Consider the following 17,424-nt stretch of genomic DNA (forward strand, 5'->3'; position numbering starts at 1 on the left):
GGTTTGTGTTGCTTCCCATAACCCTCTCTTACGGGGGGCCGGGTGGCGCCGGGGGGCCCCCCCCCGGCATCTCAGGCCGGTGTCCGGCTATGGTCCGGCGAATCGAAGAACTTCGTCAGAATCCACGCCGAACAGGTATCCCGTCGAAATATACCCTTCGACCTGTGAGGTGAACCACATACCAGGCGTTTGCCGGGCTACGCGTTCGGCCCGTACTCCTCCAACATCTCGGTGACCAGCGCGGCGATCGGCGACCGCTCGCTGCGGGTGAGCGTGACATGCGCGAAAAGCGGGTGTCCCTTGAGCTTTTCGATCACCGCCGCCACGCCGTCGTGCCGGCCCACGCGCAGGTTGTCGCGCTGGGCGACGTCGTGGGTGAGCACCACCCGCGACCCGCTGCCCAACCGGCTCAGCACCGTCAGCAGCACGTTGCGCTCCAGCGACTGGGCCTCGTCGACGATCACGAACGAATCGTGCAGCGAGCGGCCGCGAATGTGGGTGAGCGGCAGCACCTCCAGCATGCCGCGCGAGAGCACCTCCTCCATGACCTCCTGGCTGGCCAGGCCGTCGAGGGTGTCGAACACCGCCTGCGCCCACGGGCCCATCTTCTCGCTCTCGGAGCCCGGCAGATAACCCAGCTCCTGGCCACCGACCGCGTACAGCGGGCGGAACACCACCACCTTGCGCTGAGATCGCCGCTCCAGCACGGCCTCCAGGCCCGCGGTCAGCGCCAGCGCCGACTTGCCCGTGCCCGCCTTACCGCCCAGCGACACGATGCCGATGCTCTCGTCGAGCAGCAGATCCAGCGCGATGCGCTGCTCGGCGGAGCGGCCGTGCAGCCCGAACGCCTCCCGGTCCCCGCGCACCAGCTGCAGCCGCTTGTCCGCGGTCACCCGCGCCAGCGCGCTGCCGTTCGCCCCGAGCAGCCGAATCCCGGTGTGGCACGGCAGGTCTCGGACCTCGTCGAGATCGATCACCGAGTCGGCGTAGAGCCGGTCGACGGCCTCGGGAGCGACCTCGAGTTCGGCCATACCGGTCCAGCCCGAGGTGATCACGTCCTGCGCGTGGTACTCGTCGGCGTGCAGCCCGACCGAACTCGCCTTCACCCGCATCGGAATGTCCTTGGACACCAGCGTGACCGAGTTGCCCTCGGCCGCGAGATTGAGCGCGCAGGCGAGGATGCGAGAGTCGTTGGTGTCGGTGCGGAATCCGACCGGCAGCACCTCGGGGTCGGTGTGGTTCAGCTCCACCTGGAGCGTGCCGCCCTCGGTACCGATCGGCACCCGCTCGTCCAACCGGCCGTGCACCAGCCGCAGATCGTCCAGCATGCGCAGGGCCTCCCGCGCGAACCAGCCGAGCTCGTGATGGTGACGTTTGCCCTCGAGTTCGCTGATCACCACCAGCGGCAGCACCACGTGGTGCTCGCCGAAACGCGTGACGGCCCAGGGGTCCGACAGCAGGACGGAGGTGTCGATCACGAAGGTTTTCAGCCCGGATTTGTGGGCAGACTGCGAGGCGTGGGCTCCCTTTCCGGAGCGTGCGCTCTGCGTAGAGCGGGCTTTCGCCGAGGGAGCGATGACGGAGCGTGCATCAGTCACGGTGGGCTCCTTTGTTGTTCGCGCAGCACCCGCACGAACGTTCTCGCTGGACCGGTCCGCCCCGGGGTCAAACGACCCGAGGGCCGGGCGCCGGCCCCCTCGCACTGAATATCTCAGCCACGATCAGGACCTCCCGTACGAGCCACACCGCCGCGGCCCGCACATCCGACGTTACTGCGGATCCGCGATTCCGGCTCCCGAGATCGCCAGCGTGTCGGTGAATATGTCGTTAACGTCGCGCCCGTTTACCCAGGCGAGCGAAAGCACATGCCGTGACGCAGATCTCATTTCTGGCACGCCGCTATCGACCGAGCGACCGGGGCGAAATCGTTAGCGCTGCAGTTGCTCCAGTAGAACCGCCACCTGGCTGTGCTGCGGATCCCGGACCGCGGTCACGAGGGTGACCGGACCCTGCGCGGCCAGTTCCCGCAGCTGCGCCAAACCCCGCCGCGGGGCCTCGGCCGCGAGTTCGGCCCGATACTTGCGGCGGAACTCGGCCTCGCGATGCTCCGGATCGGCGTGGAACCAGCGGCGCAGATCGTCGGACGGTGTCACGTCCTTCGCCCACTCGTCGATGTGTGCCTTCTGTTTGCTGACGCCGCGCGGCCACAGCCGGTCGACGAGCACGCGCGTGCCGTCGGATGCCTCGGCGGGATCGTAGACACGCTTCACCCGGAACCCGGATTTCGGTTGCTGTGCCATGACTCCATGGCAGCACACATCCGGCCACGGCAACGGTCCCCACGCCGCCGCAGCGGATAGAGTCGGGAGATGGCCGATGTTCAGCAACTGGAGCAGCTGTCGTCGAAGGAGCTGCACGACCGCGCGGTGAGGTACGCCGTCCGCCACGGCGACGTGCGATTCCTGTGGCGGCTGCTGGAGCAGATCCCCGCCGCCGAGGCCGCCACCGGCAATATCGGCGAGAGCGAGGCCGACATCAAGTACATCCTGCCGATGCTCGACGACTACGTACATTCCGGCGAGGGCAAGATCGCCGAGGTACTCCGCCCGATGTACATCGAGTACCTCGCCGAGCACGACTGACCACCGCCGTCGGCGGGTTTGGGACATTCTCGGGTCGCAGCTGTTGACCTGGAGAGCGCTCCAAGTTCTAGCGTTGTCGGCATGAGCATTCGCCTCGGCTATCAGATGCCGAACTTCAGTCATGCGACCACGCCGCGCGAACTGTTTCCCTCGGTGATCGCGCAGGCACAGGCGGCGGAGGCGGCGGGATTCGACGCCGCGTTCGTGATGGACCACTTCTATCAGCTGCCGGTGCTGGGCACCCCCGACGAGCCCATGCTCGAGGCCTACACCGCGCTCGGCGCGCTGGCCACCGCCACCGAGCGGATCCAGCTGTCCACCCTGGTCACCGGCAACACCTACCGCAATCCGGCGATGCTGGCCAAGACCGTCACCACGCTGGACGTGGTCAGCGGCGGCCGCGCGGTCCTGGGCATCGGCGCGGGCTGGTTCGAGCTCGAGCACATCGGCTACGGCTACGAGTTCGGCACCTTCACCGAGCGGTTCCAGCGACTCGAGGAGGCGCTGCAGATCATCGAGCCGATGCTGCGCGGGCAGCGGCCGAGCTTCGACGGCAAGTGGTACCACACCGAGAACGCCCTCAACGAGCCGCGCATCCGCGACGATCTGCCGATCATGCTCGGCGGTGGCGGCGAGAAGAAGACCTTCGCGCTCGCCGCCCGGTTCGCCGATCACCTCAACATCATCTGCAACGCCTCGGAGATTCCGGGCAAGATGGCGGCGCTGCGAGAGCGCTGCGAGGAGGCCGGGCGCGATCCGCAGACCCTGGAGACCAGCTTCCTGGCCTTCGTGATCGTGGACGAGGACGGCGACCGGGCCCGCAAGCTGCAGGAGGAGCTGCTGCAGAAGCAGGCCGCGCAGGACCCGTCGGGGCTGCCGGTGCAGTCGCTGCGCGAGGGCCAGGCCGATCGCCAATTCGTCGGCACCCCCGACGAGGTCGCCGAGCAGATCCAGCGCAAGGTGCTCGACCACGGGGTGGACGGCGTGATCGTCAACATGGTCGCCAACGGACACGAGCCGGGCGTGCTGGAACTCGCCGGGAAGGCGCTGCGCCCGCTGGTGCATCGGAGCTGAGCGAACCCGGTTCACCAGAACCACAGCGCCAGATTTCCGCGAAAGCCCCGTGGCCGCACGTGCTGCGGGGCTTCACCGTTGCCGTTGCGCTGCGTCTCGATGCCGCCGTCCGTCTCGTCCGGCGGCGACTCCGCGTGCACAGCAACGGGTATCGACTCGGTCATCGGGCCCCCTTCGGTCGCTGATTGTCGGAATGCGCCGAACGCTAGGCCGCGCAGATCGAGCCGGTCGAGACAATTGTCGGGTTGCGACAATCACCGCAGGTGATCGGGGGTGCGAGGCGTGCGGCGATGCCGCGCGCGAACGCAACGACCGGGCACGGGATTGCAACGAGGTGCGAGCGAACGCATACTTGTACGTATATTGCTACGTACAAGGGAGGTTCGGCGATGGCCGGAGGGAGACTGAGCCTGCACGACCGCGAATGCATCGCTACCGGCTTGGCCGACGGCTTGGGATTCGCGCAGATCGCACGCGACCTGGACCGTCCCACCTCCACGATCAGCCGCGAGGTCGGCCGCAACGGCGGCCCGGATCGCTACCGCGCCGACCGCGCCGAATTGGCCGCCAAGGCGCGTGCCCGCCGTCGCCGCGACGCTCGACGACCAGCCGCCGAGGTCGACGAGACCCCCGAACACGTGCGGGAATACTCGGCACATCTGACCGAGGTGCTCGCCCGGACCGGGATACCGCGGCTGACCGCCCGGGTCATGGCCAGCCTGTACATCAGCGAGACCGGCAGCCACACCGCCGCCGAACTCAGCCGCCGGCTGGGGGTCAGCCCGGCATCGGTGTCGGCCGCCATCGGCTTCCTGGAGGAGCAGGGGCTGATCCGCCGCGAGCGCGGGGACGGGCGCCGCGACCGCTACATCGTCGACGGTTCGGCCTGGACCCGAGCGCTGCTGACCAGCCTGCGGGCCAACGAGGCGATCGCGCGGACGGCCCACCGCGGCGTCACGGTCCTGGGTCCCGCCACGACGGCCGGAGCCCGCCTGGCGCACCTGCACCGATTCCTGGACCACGTCAATCACGAACTGGCCCGGGTCCTGGCGGACTGGCAGGCTCGCGCCCGGTAGCCCTCAGCCGAGCAGGCGCCAGTCCTCGAGGCCCTCGTAGAGCGGGAAGTCCTGGGCCAGCTTGCTGACGCGGGCGCGCAGGGCGTCCAGGTCGGCGTCGCCCTTCAGCGCGGTGGCGATGATGTCGGCCACCTCGGTGAACTCGGTGTCGCCGAAGCCGCGGGTGGCGAGCGCGGCGGTGCCGATGCGCAGGCCGGAGGTCACCATCGGCGGGCGCGGGTCGAACGGAACGGCGTTGCGGTTCACGGTGATTCCGACCTCGTGCAGCAGATCCTCGCCCTGCTTGCCGTCGAGCACCGAGTTGCGCAGGTCCACCAGGACCAGGTGCACGTCGGTACCGCCGGTGAGCACGGTGATGCCCTTCTCCGAGACGTCCCGGGCGTTGAGCCGCTCCGCCAGGATCTTCGCGCCCGACAGCGTGCGGGCCTGACGGTCGGCGAACTCCGGGGTCCCGGCGATCTTGAACGCCACGGCCTTCGCGGCGATCGCGTGCATCAGCGGGCCGCCCTGCTGACCGGGGAACACGGCGCTGTTGAGCTTCTTGGCGTAGTCCTGCTTGGCCAGGATCACACCCGACCGCGGGCCGCCCAGGGTCTTGTGCACGGTGGAGGACACCACATCCGAGTGCGGCACCGGCGACGGATGCAGCCCCGCCGCGACCAGTCCGGCGAAGTGCGCCATATCGGTCCACAGGTAGGCGTCGACCTCGTCGGCGATCTCCCGGAACGCCGCGAAATCCAGGTGCCGCGGATACGCCGACCACCCGGCCACGATCACCCGCGGCCGCACCTCGCGGGCCTGCTTGCGCAGCTCGTCCATGTCGATGCGGTGGTCCTCCTTGCTCACCGCGTAGGCGTGCACCTCGTAGAGCTTGCCGGAGAAGTTCAGCCGCATGCCGTGGGTGAGGTGGCCGCCGTGCGCCAGATCCAGGCCCAGCAGCCGCTCCCCCGGATTCATCAGTGACATCAGCACCGCCGCGTTCGCCTGGGCACCCGAATGCGGCTGCACGTTGGCGAATTCGGCGCCGAACAGCTCCTTGACCCGCTCCCGCGCCAGGTTCTCCACCACGTCGACGTGCTCGCAGCCGCCGTAGTAGCGGCGCCCCGGATAGCCCTCGGCGTATTTGTTGGTGAGCACGCTGCCCTGCGCCTGCAGCACCGCGCGCGGGACGAAGTTCTCCGAGGCGATCATCTCGAGGGTGTCGCGCTCGCGAGCGAGCTCACCGGCCATCGCGGTGGCCACTTCGGGATCGAGGTCGGCGAGCGACTGGGAGTTGACAGAGGCGGCGGTCGTCTGGGTCACGAAGACAGTCTAAGTGGGCGGCCATCCACGCAAGCGTCCCCCTTATTCCCGCGCCGAAGCGATCATCGGCGGCGGCTGCGGGAGTAAGGTAGACGGCACTCGCGTGTTGCACGGATCGTATTGCACCAGTTGATCTTTCGAGGTGTCGCCCCATGAACTCGGCCCCCGCACCGAACCTGTTCTACCAGCTGATTCTGTTCCTCGCCGCCATCTTCTGCGGGGTCCTCGGCTGTCCGGTCCCCGTCTGATCGCGGCGGGGCCTAGGGCATGCGGCGGACGGCGCCGGGCGTGAGCGGCTCGTCGAGCAGGCGCCGGAACCGCTCGGCCCGGTCCTCGGCGTCGGCGGCGCGGTCCAGCCAGCCGCCGAGCAGGCGATAGCCCTCGACGTAGGTGCTGATGTAGGCCCGCCACAGCGGCGAGGACAGAAACCGCAGCGACTGCCGCGCCCGCTCGGGCGTCGCCAGCGCCCAGCGCCGCAGGAATTCGGCGACCTCGTCGGCGTCGCGGCCGCGGTCGTGCAGCAGCAGCGCCGCGTCCTGGCGCACCCCCAGCAGTTTCGCCGAGGCGGTCGAAAGCCGTTCCGCGCGTTCGCCGTCGAAGCGCAGCCCCAGATCGGCGTAGATCTCCTGCGCCCAGCGCCCCCAGCCCGGTCCGACGATCGACCGCAGCGCGAGGTCCGCCAGACCCTCCGCCATCAGGCACTGCGGGGTGTTCACCAGGAACAGCGTCTGCTCGTCCTGCCCGGCCGCGACCAGCCCCGCCTCCTTGCGGCAGTGCTCGGTGTGATGGCCCGGATACGACTCGTGCGCGATCAGGGCGGGCAGGTGCGCCATATGTTGTTTGAGGTCGGAGTTGATCGCCACCCGCGACCGATAATTCCCCAGGTAGTAGTTGAATCCGGACCACGGCTTGTCGCCGACCACCTCGTATTCGACGCTCTCGTGATCGGGCAGCGGATATCGCGCCCGCACCAGCTCGCGCAGCGCCCCGGAGAACGCCTGCACGCATTCGCGCAACCGCTCCGGCGGAATCTCGTCGGCCCTGCGGTGGGCGGCCACCCGCTCCGCCAGCGGGCCGTCGCCGGGCAGCACCTCGTCCATCAGCCGATGCGCCTCGCGATAGTCCTCGACATCGCCGGGACCGATCTCGACATCGAAGTAGGCGTGCACCTCTTCGATGAACGAGATCTGCTCACCGGCGAACTTGCGACCGGAACACTGCAGGGCCCGCAGGTGCACATCCAGGAATTCGGTGCGCTCGGGCGGCAGACCGGCCTCGGGCAGTTCCTTACGCAATGCCGCTGCGCGCGTGGCCAACTCGCGAGGCTCCGGCGCGGGACCGTCCGCGACGGCCCGGCGCAACGCCGGGTCACCGGTGTACGCGTCGACGAAGCCGGACTCGAGGCGGTCGAATGCCAGCCCCAGCCGCAGATATTCGCTCACGAGCGGGTGCGCCTGCATGACCATCGACCCTATCCGCTGATGATTGCGCCGGGGGCGACACCCGGGAGAGAAAAATCACTCGTAGTTACCGGCGGGTAATAACACCCCGTGTGCAACAGTCTGTTGGGCCGGAGGACAATTCGCCTATGCGAGGACAGTGGACCGAGCGGGGCACCGTGTTTGCCGATCGAGGGTGTGGGTAAGTGGCGCGGATGAGCGAGCCGAGTCCATATGTGGAATTCGACCGGAAACAGTGGCGCACGCTGCGCAAGTCGACTCCCCTGGTGCTGACCGAGGAAGAACTGATCGGTCTGCGCGGGCTCGGTGAGCAGATCGACCTCGAGGAGGTCGCCGAGGTCTACCTGCCCCTCGCACGACTGATCCACCTGCAGGTCGCGGCCCGGCAGCGGCTGTTCGCCGCCACCGCGACCTTCCTCGGCGAAACCCATCCCGACCGCCAGGTGCCGTTCGTGATCGGCATCGCGGGCAGCGTTGCCGTGGGCAAATCCACCACCGCCCGCGTACTGCAGGCGCTGCTCGCGCGCTGGGATCATCACCCCCGCGTGGATCTGGTCACCACGGACGGATTCCTGTATCCCACGGCCGAACTCACCCATCGCGGCATCATGCACCGCAAGGGTTTCCCGGAAAGTTACGACCGCCGCAAATTGCTGCGGTTCGTCACCGAGGTGAAATCCGGCGCGCCCGAGGTGTGTGCGCCGATGTATTCGCACATTCTCTACGACATCATGCCCGGCGAGTTCCACTGCGTGCGCCAACCGGACATTCTCATCGTCGAGGGCCTCAATGTGCTGCAGACCGGGCCGCGGCTGATGGTGTCGGATCTGTTCGATTTCTCCATCTACGTCGACGCGCGCATCGAGGACATCGAAACCTGGTACGTGAACCGCTTTCTGTCGCTGCGCCAGACGGCCTTCGCGGATCCGAAATCACACTTCCACCATTACTCCCGGTTCACCGACAAGGAGGCCACGATCGCCGCACAGGAGATCTGGAACGCCACCAACCGGCCCAATCTGGTGGAGAACATCCTGCCCACCCGCCCCCGCGCCACGCTGGTCCTGCGCAAGGATTCCGACCACAGCATCAATCGGATTCGCCTGCGCAAGTTGTAGATTCCGGCCAAAAGCATGCCGGAAATGATATGAGAAGCTCTGACATTCGTCGGAAATGATATGAGAGGCCCAGGCACTCGCCGAAAATGATGCGAGAAGCCAGGCAATCGCCGGAATGCCGGGGAGCGTGCGGAGCTAGATCTTCCAGGCTGCGTCCAGGCGGGCGGCGACGTCGATATCGCGGACGGCGGCGATGTGGGGCTTGCGGATCTCCTTGGCGATATACCGCGCCACGAAACGGCGGATCTCGTGGTCCACGCTGGCCAGGATGCGCAGCAGCTGACCGCGTTTGGTCGCGGTGGCGACATTGATGCGCACGTCGCCGGAGCGCGGCTCGGCGATATCGATGATCACCCGCAGCGGCTCGGCGGTGCGCACGGTCAGATGGAGATGGACGTACCCGTCGACCTCGAACCGATGCCGATCCACGGCCAGATCCAGCAGCAGGTCGACCGCGAGCGGGATCGCCAGGTCGAAGTCCACATGATGGCGCACCTCCCGCAGCAGCCGCGGCTCCCCGAGCTGGACCTGCGCCGACACCTTGGCCAGCCGCCCGGGTCCCACCCCGATCGGCCCGAAATCGAAGGCGGCGCCGGTCAACTGGGCGAAGGCACCCGAAATGCGCTGCTCGGAGGCGGCGTACTCGAGGAAGCGGCGCCCGAACTCCTCGTAGCTGATGTAGGGCGTGGGGGCCTCGTCCGTCACCACCGCGCCACGCTGCACGACCGAGTTCTCGCTCATGCTGGCGACGGTACGCGAGCGATGCGGCCCGCACGCGCGCGATCATGCAATGCAACAGAGCCTGGACCAGGTCGTTATGTTCGCTCACCGGCCCGCGGCGGCGGGCCTACGCGCCGTAACGCCGATGCCGCGCGGCGTAATCGCGCAGCGCCCGCAGGAAGTCCACCCGCCGGAATTCCGGCCAGTACGCCTCGGTGAACCAGATCTCCGAATAGGCGCTCTGCCACAGCAGGAATCCCGACAGCCGCTGCTCGCCGGAGGTGCGGATGACCAGGTCCGGATCCGGCTGGCCCGAGGTGTACAGATGCTGGCCGATGGCGTTGACGGTGATCGACTGGACCAGGTCCTCGCCGGTCTCCCCCGCCGCCATCTCCTGACGCACCAGCTTGCGCGCGGCGTCGGCGATCTCCTGCCGCCCCCCGTAGCCGATGGCGACATTGACGTGCACGCCGCGGCGGCCCTGTGTCTCGTCGGCCGCCTTCTGCACCCGCCGCGCCACCTCGCCCGGCAGCTTGTCGAGCGTGCCGACGATGCGCACGCCCCAGTCCTTCTCCGGCGCCGACAGCTCCTCGACGATGTCGGGGATCACCTCGAACAGGGTCTCCAGCTCGTCGCTGCCGCGGCTGAGGTTCTCGGTGGACAGCAGGTAGACCGTCACCATCTCGATGCCCTCGGCCTGGCACCAGCCGACCAACTCGGCGATCTTCAGCGCACCGACGCGATGCCCGTGGCTGACATCGGTGAATCCGTTCTCCCGGGCCCAACGGCGATTGCCGTCGCACACGACCGCGACATGGCGTGGATGTTGTTTGCCCGCCAGCTGTTTCGACAGCCGCGCCTCGTAGATGCGATACGGGAGACCACGCACCCGACTAGCAAGCTTCACGAACAGCCACCCTACGCCCGTCCGCCGTTCCCGATTCGCAGCCATACATGTTGCGCACCATTCGGCTGCTGGTGGGCCCCGCCGGGCATGCTGTGGGTACAGTGGCGAGGGCGTCAACCTACGGTACCGTAGGTTACTGAGGAGGTAAGTAGTGTCGGAGACGATGCGGTCGGCGCATCCGGTGCTCGGTGCCCTGGAGGAGCTGCGGGAACTGCCGCTCAAGCCCCGGATGCGGGGATGGATTCACACCTACGCGGTCGGCATCGGGGCCGTGGCGGTGCTCGTCTTGGTCGTGACGGCCTCGACCGTCTCGGCGCGCGCCGGGTGGTCGACGCTGGTGTACGGGCTCACCGTGTGCGGCGTCTTCGGGGTCAGCGCCGTCTACCACCGGGTGACCTGGCGCACCGAGCGGGCGCGCATCCACATGAAGCGGGCCGACCACTCGATGATCTTCCTGTTCATCGCGGGCAGCTACACGCCGTTCGCGCTGCTGGGACTGCCCGGCGGGACCGGGGTCACGCTGCTGGCCGTGGTGTGGGCGGGCGCGCTGGCCGGGGTCGCGCTGAAACTGCTGTGGCCCACCGCGCCGCGCTGGGTCGGCGTACCGCTGTATCTGTTGCTGGGCTGGGCGATCGTGCCCGTCGCGGCGACGCTCACGCACAATGTCGGCGTCGCGCCGATGGTCCTGCTGCTGGTCGGCGGCCTCGCCTACAGCGGCGGCGCGATCCTGTACGCGGCGCACTGGCCCGACCCCTGGCCCGACACCTTCGGCCATCACGAGTTCTTCCACGCCGCAACGGTTCTCGCGGCGCTGTGCCACTACATCGCGATCTGGCTGGTCGTGCTGGGCTGACCGGCCGGAGGTGACGCAGCCGACAAGATCGCCCGGAACGCGACGCCGCCCACCATCCGGGTTCTATGCTCCTGGTTCGTGTTCCCCGAACCGAACGATCCGCCCGCGGCCGCCGCATCACCATGACGAACCGGCTGATTCTGTGGGCGCTGCGGGCGCGGTGGGGACTGTCCCTGGTCGTGATGGCCTGCAATCTCGGCGGTCTGGGAGTCATCGTCTGCGAGCTGTGGCTCAGCGGATTCCTCGGGCGGCTCGGGCCGGACTGGCAGACCGCGCTGGCCCAGGCCGCGATCTATCCGGCCGTCGGGGCGGCGGCCGGGATCGTGCTCGCGGTGCGCGACCGGTTCTACTATTTCGGCTGGCTGGATCAGGGGCGTAAGCCCGGCGCGGCGGAGGCGCGGCGGCTGCTGAAGCTGCCGATCGCGATCACCCTGCGCGCCCTGGCCATCTGGCTGCCCGGCGTGATCATCGCGACCGCGTTCTTCGCCCACGTGATCCCGTCGCGGTCGATCGCGGTCATCGGCGCGATGTTCACCCTGGGCGCGTTCGAATCGGCCGGATTCACCTTCCTCGTGGTCGATCGGCTGATCCGGCCGACGGTGCCGGTGGTGTCGACCGTGCTCGGCGGCACCATGCACTGGAGCTCGACCGTGCTGAACCGGCTGGTGGTGTCGTGGGCGGTGGCCGGGGCGATGCCGCTGCTCATGCTGATCACGGTGCTCGCCGACCCGGTCGCCACCGCCGAGGACCGCATCCGCACCGCCGTCTACATGTCGGTCGTCGGACTCACCGTGGGCGCGCTGACCACGGCCACCCTGGCCCGCGCGGTCGCGGCCCCGATGCGCACGCTGCGCCGCGCGCTGGACCGCATCGCCCGCGGCGACCTGGACGTCCGGGTGCCGGTCGGCAGCGCCAGCGAGATCGGGCGGCTGGAGCATTCGGTGAACGAGCTGGCCACGAACCTGTCCGAGCGCGAGCGGATGCGCGCGGTCTTCGGCCGGCACGTCGGCAACGAGGTCGCCGAGCGCGCGCTCGCCTCCGGGCTCGATCTCACCGGAGACATCCGGCCGGTGACCGCGCTGTTCGTCGACGTCGTCGGCTCGGTGGAGCTGTCCACCGGGCTGGAGCCCAGCGAGTTCGTGGCCAAGCTGAACCGGCTGCTGTCGATCGTGGTGTCGGCCACCGAGGACAACGGCGGGCTGGTCAACAAGTTCGAGGGCGATGCGGCGCTGTGCATCTTCGGCGCCCCGATCGCGTTGCGCGACAACGCCACCCCCGCCCTGCGCGCGGCCCGGCGCATCCGCGACGAGGTGGCCGCGGCCGGTGAGCTGGACATCGGCATCGGCGTGGCGCGGGGCATGGTCTTCGCGGGGGACGTCGGCACCGACACCCGGCTCGAGTACACCGTGATCGGCGATGCGGTCAACGAGGCGGCCCGGCTCACCACCGAGGCCAAGCGCGTGGATCGGCGAATCCTGGTGAGCCAGGCCGTGATCGACGCGGCGACCGGCGACGAGAGCACCGGGTGGGCGCTCTACGAGACCATCCACCTGCGCGGCCGGGCCGAACCCACGGACTGCTGGACCGACACTCCCACCACCCGCCTGCCGGACAGCGATGCCGCCGAGCCGAATACGGACGATATCGACCCGCTCAGGGCTTCCAGGTGATCCTGCCGCCCTGGAAGTCCTGGGCCTTGCCGCCCTGATAGTCGAATTCGTCGCCGGTCGGGTATCCGTAGCGGCCCTTCTCGGCGACCTCGCTGGTCCAGACGTCGCGAATGGCACCCCACACCGCATGGGCGCCGGTCTTGGGCGACCAGTAGATCGTGCCCCCGTTGAACAGGTTGTAGCGGCCCTGCCCGTCGCGACCGGCCTTCTGCTCGTCGGTGACCGGGAAGCCGAGCGCGCCGTTCTCCCAGCCCAGCGCGCCCCATTTGTCGCGAATGAAGCCGCCGACGGCGTGCGCGTCGGTGCCGATGGACCAGTAGATGGAGATGTTGCGCTCGAACGGCTGGAACTTGCCGCCCTGGCCCACATCGGCCTCGGGGCCGATCGGATTGCCGAAGGTGTTGAAGCCGCCCGCCCGGTCGTATTCGGCCTCGATGGCCCCGCCGACCTCGAAGTTCCCGATCGGACGCGCCTGCGCGACGCCCACGGTGGTGGTCAGCACCGCGGCGGCGACGGTGGTGGCGACGGCCAGCGCCCCCGCGGACGAGCGGACCGAACGGTTTCTTCGACGTAGCAGTGTCACGAGTGCTCCCTGCGCCTGAGTGTGCTTTGCCTGGCAGTTGCTGCCGACCAGCCGAATGTTATACACATCCCCTATGACCGGCGTTCCGGAAGGTCACCGGCGACCCCGGACGCTATCGAGATCGGTCGCCGCGCGCCGATCGTTACCGGTCCGAGACCAACGCCGCCTCGAGCTCGGCCGGATCGGCCACCGGAAGGTCGCAGACCGCGCCCCGGCACACATAGGCGGCGGGCCGCTCCGAGACCGTCGGGCGATCGGCCAGCAACGGCATCGAGTTGGGCGCGCCCGCGACGACCGCGGCGCCGCCGGGCGCCCAGCGGCGGGCGGTCACCGTCAGCTCCGCGGTCTCCGGGTCGGCACCGGGCGGCAGCGCGATCGCGACCTGGATCGGGCCCCGCAGCGCCGCCTCGGCCACGGCCAGCCACTGACCCCCCGATCGCGGCGCGCGGGCGAGCACGATCGCACCGCGCTGCAGGGTCTGCTCGGCCACTTCGCGGTAGCGGGCGGCGCGGGTGGCGTCGGCGAGCACCGACGCGGTCAGCAGCGCCTCGGCGAAGGCGGACGCGCCGGCGGGGGTGGCGCCGTCCAGCGGGTCGCGCGGACGGCTCACCAGGGTCTCGGCGTCGTCGGCGGTGTCGAACCAGCCGCCGGGTACCGCGGGATCGGCGAAATGCTGCAGGGCCGTGTCGATCAGGCGCCGGGCGAGCTCGAGCCAGTCGGGGTCGCCGGTCGCCTGATGCAGGCTCAGCAGACCGGTGGCCAGCCAGGCGTAGTCCTCGAGCACGCCGGTCGCGGATCCGGCCGTCCCGCCCAGCGAGGCGCGCACCAGCCTGCCGTCGATCAGGTGCTCCGACAACAGGAATCGCGCACAGCGCGCGGCGGCCTCCACCCAGTCCGGGCGGGCGAGCCCCGCACCGGCCTCGGCCAGGGCGGTGATCGCCATGCCGTTCCAGGCGGTGACCACCTTGTCGTCGCGGTCCGGCTGCGGGCGCGCGTCCCGGGCCTGCCGCAACCGGGTGCGCACATCCGCGAGGCGGGCGGCGTCCTCCGGGTCGGTGTAGCGGGTCGGGACCGAGGTGCCGTGCTCGAAGTTGCCCTCGTCGGTGATGCCGAAAACCGCTGCGGCCCAGGCACCGTCGTCCGCACCGAGCACCTCGCTCAGCTGGGCGGGAGTCCACACGTAGGTGGCGCCCTCGACGCCGGGGCCGCCCGGTTCCACGTGCGTGTCGGCGTCCAGCGCGGAGGCGAAGCCGCCCTCGGCGGTGCCCAGATCCTCGATGAGGAACTGCGCGGTCTCCTCCGCGATCCGCAACGGAAGCCCTTGCCGCGCAGGGTCGCCCGACTCGCGCCGAGCCAGATGCGCGTAGGCGCGCAGCAATTGGGCGTTGTCGTAGAGCATCTTCTCGAAATGCGGTACCACCCAGGCGGCGTCGACCGAATAGCGGGCGAATCCGCCGCGCAGCTGGTCGTAGATGCCGCCGCGGGCCATCGCGGCGGCGGTCGCCGAGACCACCTGCAGCACCTGCTCGTCGCCGGTGCGCTCGTAATGGCGCAGCAGTCCCTCCAGCAGCGCCGACGGCGGAAACTTCGGGGCGCCACCGAATCCCGCGAAGCGGTCGTCGACATCGCGCAGCACGGCGGCGACCGCGTGATGCAGCAGTTCGGGTCCCACGGTCAGCTCACTGTCGGGCAGCCCGTCGGCCTGCGAGCGCAGCGCCTGCGCCACCTGGCCCGCGGCCCGATCCACCTCGTCGCGGCGATTGCGCCAGGTCTCGGTGACCGCCGACAGCAATTGCGTGAACGACGGCATGCCGCCGCGGGGCTCCTTGGGGTAATAGGTACCGCAGTAGAAGGGTTCGCCGCCGGGCGTCAGGAAGCAGGTCATCGGCCACCCGCCCTGCCCGGTCATCGCGACCGTGGCCGTCATGTAGACCGCATCCAGATCGGGCCGCTCCTCCCGATCCACCTTGACGCACACGAAGTTCTCGTTCATCACCGCCGCGGTCGCCTCGTCCTCGAACGACTCGTGCGCCATCACATGACACCAGTGGCAGCTCGCGTATCCGACGGACAGCAGGATCGGGACGTCCCGCTCGGCGGCCTCGGCCAAGGCGGCGGCGTCCCACTGCCGCCAGTCCACCGGGTTGTCGGCATGCTGGCGGAGATAGGGCGAAGTCGCCTCGGCCAATCGGTTCACCGTGCCAGCGTCCCACACCCGGCAAGCCGCGGCAGCCGACCGGCCGGACGGCGGGGTTCGTCGCAATCTTCGGATTATCGCCGATTGGGCGGGGACGGTGCGGGTAGTACGCTGAATGGCGCGCGGTTGAACTCGTGTCCGAGAGATGGGAGTTGCACCATGACTCGTTCCGATATACCGGTGAATTACACGACCGATGACTCCGGAATTCCGGTTCCCAGCGACGAGCATTCGCTGACCGTCGGGCCGGACGGCCCGATTCTGCTGAACGATGCGTATCTGATCGAGAAGATGGCGGCGTTCAATCGTGAGCGCGTGCCGGAACGCCAGCCACATGCGAAGGGCGGCGGCGCGTTCGGCGTCTTCGAGGTCACCGAGGACGTCAGCGCCTACACCCTGGCCGATGTCTTCCAGCCCGGCCGCCGGACCGAGGTGCTGGCCAGGTTCTCGACCGTGGCCGGTGAGCGCGGCAGCCCGGACACCTGGCGCGATCCGCGCGGCTTCGCCCTGAAGTTCTATACCGAGCAGGGCAATTTCGACATGGTCGGCAACAACACCCCGATCTTCTTCGTCCGCGACCCGATGAAGTTCCAGGACTTCATCCGCTCGCAGAAACGCCGGGCGGACAACAACCTTCGCGACCACGATATGCAGTGGGACTTCTGGACGCTGTCGCCGGAATCCGCCCATCAGGTCACGTGGCTGATGGGCGACCGCGGGATCCCGCGGACCTGGCGGCATATGAACGGCTATTCCAGCCACACCTACATGTGGGTCAACCGGGACGGCGCGAAGTTCTGGGTGAAATACCATTTCAAGACCGACCAGGGCATCGAGTTCTTCACCCAGGACGAGGGCGACCAGATGGCCTCGATGGACACCGACTATCACACGCGTGATCTGTGGGAGGCCATCGACGGCGGCAGTTACCCCAGCTGGACGCTGAAAATGCAGATCATGCCGTTCGAGGACGCCAAGACCTACCGGTTCAACCCGTTCGACCTCACCAAGGTCTGGCCGCACGGGGACTATCCGCTGATCGAGGTGGGCCGCCTGACGTTGAACCGGAATCCGGCCGACTACCACACCGAGATCGAGCAGGCGGCGTTCGAGCCGAGCAACGCGGTCCCGGGCACCGGGCCCAGCCCGGACAAGATGCTGCTGGGCAGGTGGTTCTCCTATCCGGACGCGCACCGCTACCGCATCGGCGCCAATTACAAGGAACTGCCGGTGAATTCGCCCCATGCGGCACCGCTGCGCTCCTACACCAAGGACGGGCATATGCGGCACCACAATCCGGGCGATCCGGTGTACGTCCCGAATTCGAAGGACGGGCCGCACGCCGATCCGGCGCTGGCCGGACCGCAGCCCGGCTGGTACAGCGACGGCGAGATGGTGCACGCCGCCTACACCCGCCGCCGCGACGACGACGATTGGGGCCAGGCCGGCACCATGGTGCGCGAGGTGCTCGACGACGCCGCGCGGGACCGCCTGGTGCACAACATCGTCGGCCACCTGCTCAACGGCGTGACCGAACCGGTGCTGGCGCGCGCGTTCGACTACTGGCGCAACGTCGACAAGGACCTCGGCGACCGGATCGAGTCCGGCGTCCGGGCCAAGGCGAACGAGAAGGACCCCAAGGCCGCCGACCAGGCGAATCCGGCCCGTTCCTCGGCCCAGTCCAAGGCATAGCGAGGCGCAGCGACGACGGCCCCCCCCCGGGTTTAGGGCGGGGGCGCGATTTTTTCCAGGGCATTAGGTTAGTGGGGGGAGTGGTGGGGGGGCCGCAGGCGCAAAAACCCCAAGAGTTTAACGTGCCCCC

Annotated in this window: 16 protein-coding genes; 7 read left to right on the forward strand and 9 right to left on the reverse strand. The window is 68.8% G+C overall.

Features of this window, described 5'->3' with window-relative positions:
• Window positions 1-197: 197 nt before the first annotated feature.
• A complete protein-coding gene (gene phoH2, locus QH290_RS22230) occupies window positions 198-1,598 on the reverse strand; it encodes an RNA 5'-3' helicase PhoH2 (RefSeq protein ID WP_280268517.1) in 1,401 nt (466 codons plus the stop codon).
• A gap of 330 nt (window positions 1,599-1,928) precedes the next feature.
• Window positions 1,929-2,300 carry a DUF488 domain-containing protein gene (locus QH290_RS22235; RefSeq protein ID WP_280268518.1) on the reverse strand — a complete coding sequence of 124 codons (372 nt, stop codon included), beginning with the start codon at window positions 2,298-2,300 and terminating at the stop codon, window positions 1,929-1,931.
• Window positions 2,301-2,369: 69 nt separating this feature from the next.
• On the opposite strand from QH290_RS22235, the gene QH290_RS22240 reads away from it, so the two are divergent.
• Window positions 2,370-2,642, forward strand: a complete 273-nt coding sequence (locus tag QH290_RS22240) for a hypothetical protein (RefSeq protein WP_280268519.1) — start codon at window positions 2,370-2,372, stop codon at window positions 2,640-2,642.
• A gap of 81 nt (window positions 2,643-2,723) precedes the next feature.
• Window positions 2,724-3,716, forward strand: a complete 993-nt coding sequence (locus tag QH290_RS22245) for an LLM class F420-dependent oxidoreductase (protein ID WP_280384876.1) — start codon at window positions 2,724-2,726, stop codon at window positions 3,714-3,716.
• An 11-nt stretch (window positions 3,717-3,727) separates the two neighbouring features.
• Here QH290_RS22245 and QH290_RS22250 read toward each other — a convergent pair whose 3' ends face one another.
• Entirely contained in the window at window positions 3,728-3,880 is a 153-nt protein-coding gene (locus tag QH290_RS22250) for a hypothetical protein (RefSeq protein ID WP_280268521.1), read from the reverse strand.
• Between the two features lie 225 nt (window positions 3,881-4,105).
• Between QH290_RS22250 and QH290_RS38195 the strand changes: the two genes are divergently transcribed.
• On the forward strand, window positions 4,106-4,792 hold the full coding sequence (locus QH290_RS38195; RefSeq protein ID WP_425303638.1) for a GbsR/MarR family transcriptional regulator: 687 nt from the start codon (window positions 4,106-4,108) through the stop codon (window positions 4,790-4,792).
• Window positions 4,793-4,795: 3 nt separating this feature from the next.
• Here the strand turns inward: QH290_RS38195 and glyA are convergent, their stop codons facing one another.
• Window positions 4,796-6,094: a serine hydroxymethyltransferase gene (glyA, locus tag QH290_RS22265; RefSeq protein ID WP_280268522.1), complete on the reverse strand. Its 1,299-nt coding sequence runs from the start codon at window positions 6,092-6,094 to the stop codon at window positions 4,796-4,798.
• A 260-nt stretch (window positions 6,095-6,354) separates the two neighbouring features.
• Window positions 6,355-7,554, reverse strand: a complete 1,200-nt coding sequence (locus QH290_RS22270) for a DUF885 domain-containing protein (RefSeq protein ID WP_280384883.1) — start codon at window positions 7,552-7,554, stop codon at window positions 6,355-6,357.
• A gap of 185 nt (window positions 7,555-7,739) precedes the next feature.
• On the opposite strand from QH290_RS22270, the gene coaA reads away from it, so the two are divergent.
• Window positions 7,740-8,672, forward strand: coding sequence for a type I pantothenate kinase (gene coaA, locus QH290_RS22275; RefSeq protein ID WP_280268524.1), 933 nt, complete (start codon window positions 7,740-7,742; stop codon window positions 8,670-8,672).
• A 135-nt stretch (window positions 8,673-8,807) separates the two neighbouring features.
• On the opposite strand, the gene QH290_RS22280 is transcribed toward coaA, so the two are convergent.
• Window positions 8,808-9,413, reverse strand: a complete 606-nt coding sequence (locus tag QH290_RS22280) for a hypothetical protein (protein ID WP_280268525.1) — start codon at window positions 9,411-9,413, stop codon at window positions 8,808-8,810.
• Window positions 9,414-9,519: 106 nt separating this feature from the next.
• Complete coding sequence (locus QH290_RS22285) at window positions 9,520-10,299, reverse strand: isoprenyl transferase (RefSeq protein ID WP_280268526.1); 780 nt, start codon at window positions 10,297-10,299, stop codon at window positions 9,520-9,522.
• Between the two features lie 163 nt (window positions 10,300-10,462).
• On the opposite strand from QH290_RS22285, the gene trhA reads away from it, so the two are divergent.
• Both trhA and QH290_RS22295 read left to right on the forward strand, forming a co-directional pair.
• Complete coding sequence (gene trhA / locus QH290_RS22290) at window positions 10,463-11,152, forward strand: PAQR family membrane homeostasis protein TrhA (RefSeq protein ID WP_280384885.1); 690 nt, start codon at window positions 10,463-10,465, stop codon at window positions 11,150-11,152.
• 65 nt (window positions 11,153-11,217) lie between these two features.
• The gene (locus tag QH290_RS22295; RefSeq protein WP_280384877.1) at window positions 11,218-12,822 is read left to right on the forward strand and encodes an adenylate/guanylate cyclase domain-containing protein; all 1,605 of its coding nucleotides are present in this window, start codon (window positions 11,218-11,220) and stop codon (window positions 12,820-12,822) included.
• On the opposite strand, the gene QH290_RS22300 is transcribed toward QH290_RS22295, so the two are convergent.
• Together QH290_RS22300 and QH290_RS22305 are read right to left on the reverse strand one after the other, a co-directional pair.
• Complete coding sequence (locus tag QH290_RS22300) at window positions 12,806-13,405, reverse strand: LGFP repeat-containing protein (RefSeq protein ID WP_342213753.1); 600 nt, start codon at window positions 13,403-13,405, stop codon at window positions 12,806-12,808. The two genes, QH290_RS22295 and QH290_RS22300, sit on opposite strands and share 17 nt — an antisense overlap.
• A gap of 142 nt (window positions 13,406-13,547) precedes the next feature.
• On the reverse strand, window positions 13,548-15,602 hold the full coding sequence (locus QH290_RS22305; protein WP_280384879.1) for a thioredoxin domain-containing protein: 2,055 nt from the start codon (window positions 15,600-15,602) through the stop codon (window positions 13,548-13,550).
• A 159-nt stretch (window positions 15,603-15,761) separates the two neighbouring features.
• Between QH290_RS22305 and QH290_RS22310 the strand changes: the two genes are divergently transcribed.
• Window positions 15,762-17,294 (forward strand): catalase, encoded by a 1,533-nt coding sequence (locus QH290_RS22310; protein WP_280268529.1) that lies wholly within the window; start codon window positions 15,762-15,764, stop codon window positions 17,292-17,294.
• Window positions 17,295-17,424: the final 130 nt, after the last annotated feature.

It is taken from the genome of Nocardia wallacei, from assembly GCF_029869545.1.
Classification (GTDB): Bacteria; Actinomycetota; Actinomycetes; order Mycobacteriales; family Mycobacteriaceae; genus Nocardia; species Nocardia wallacei_A.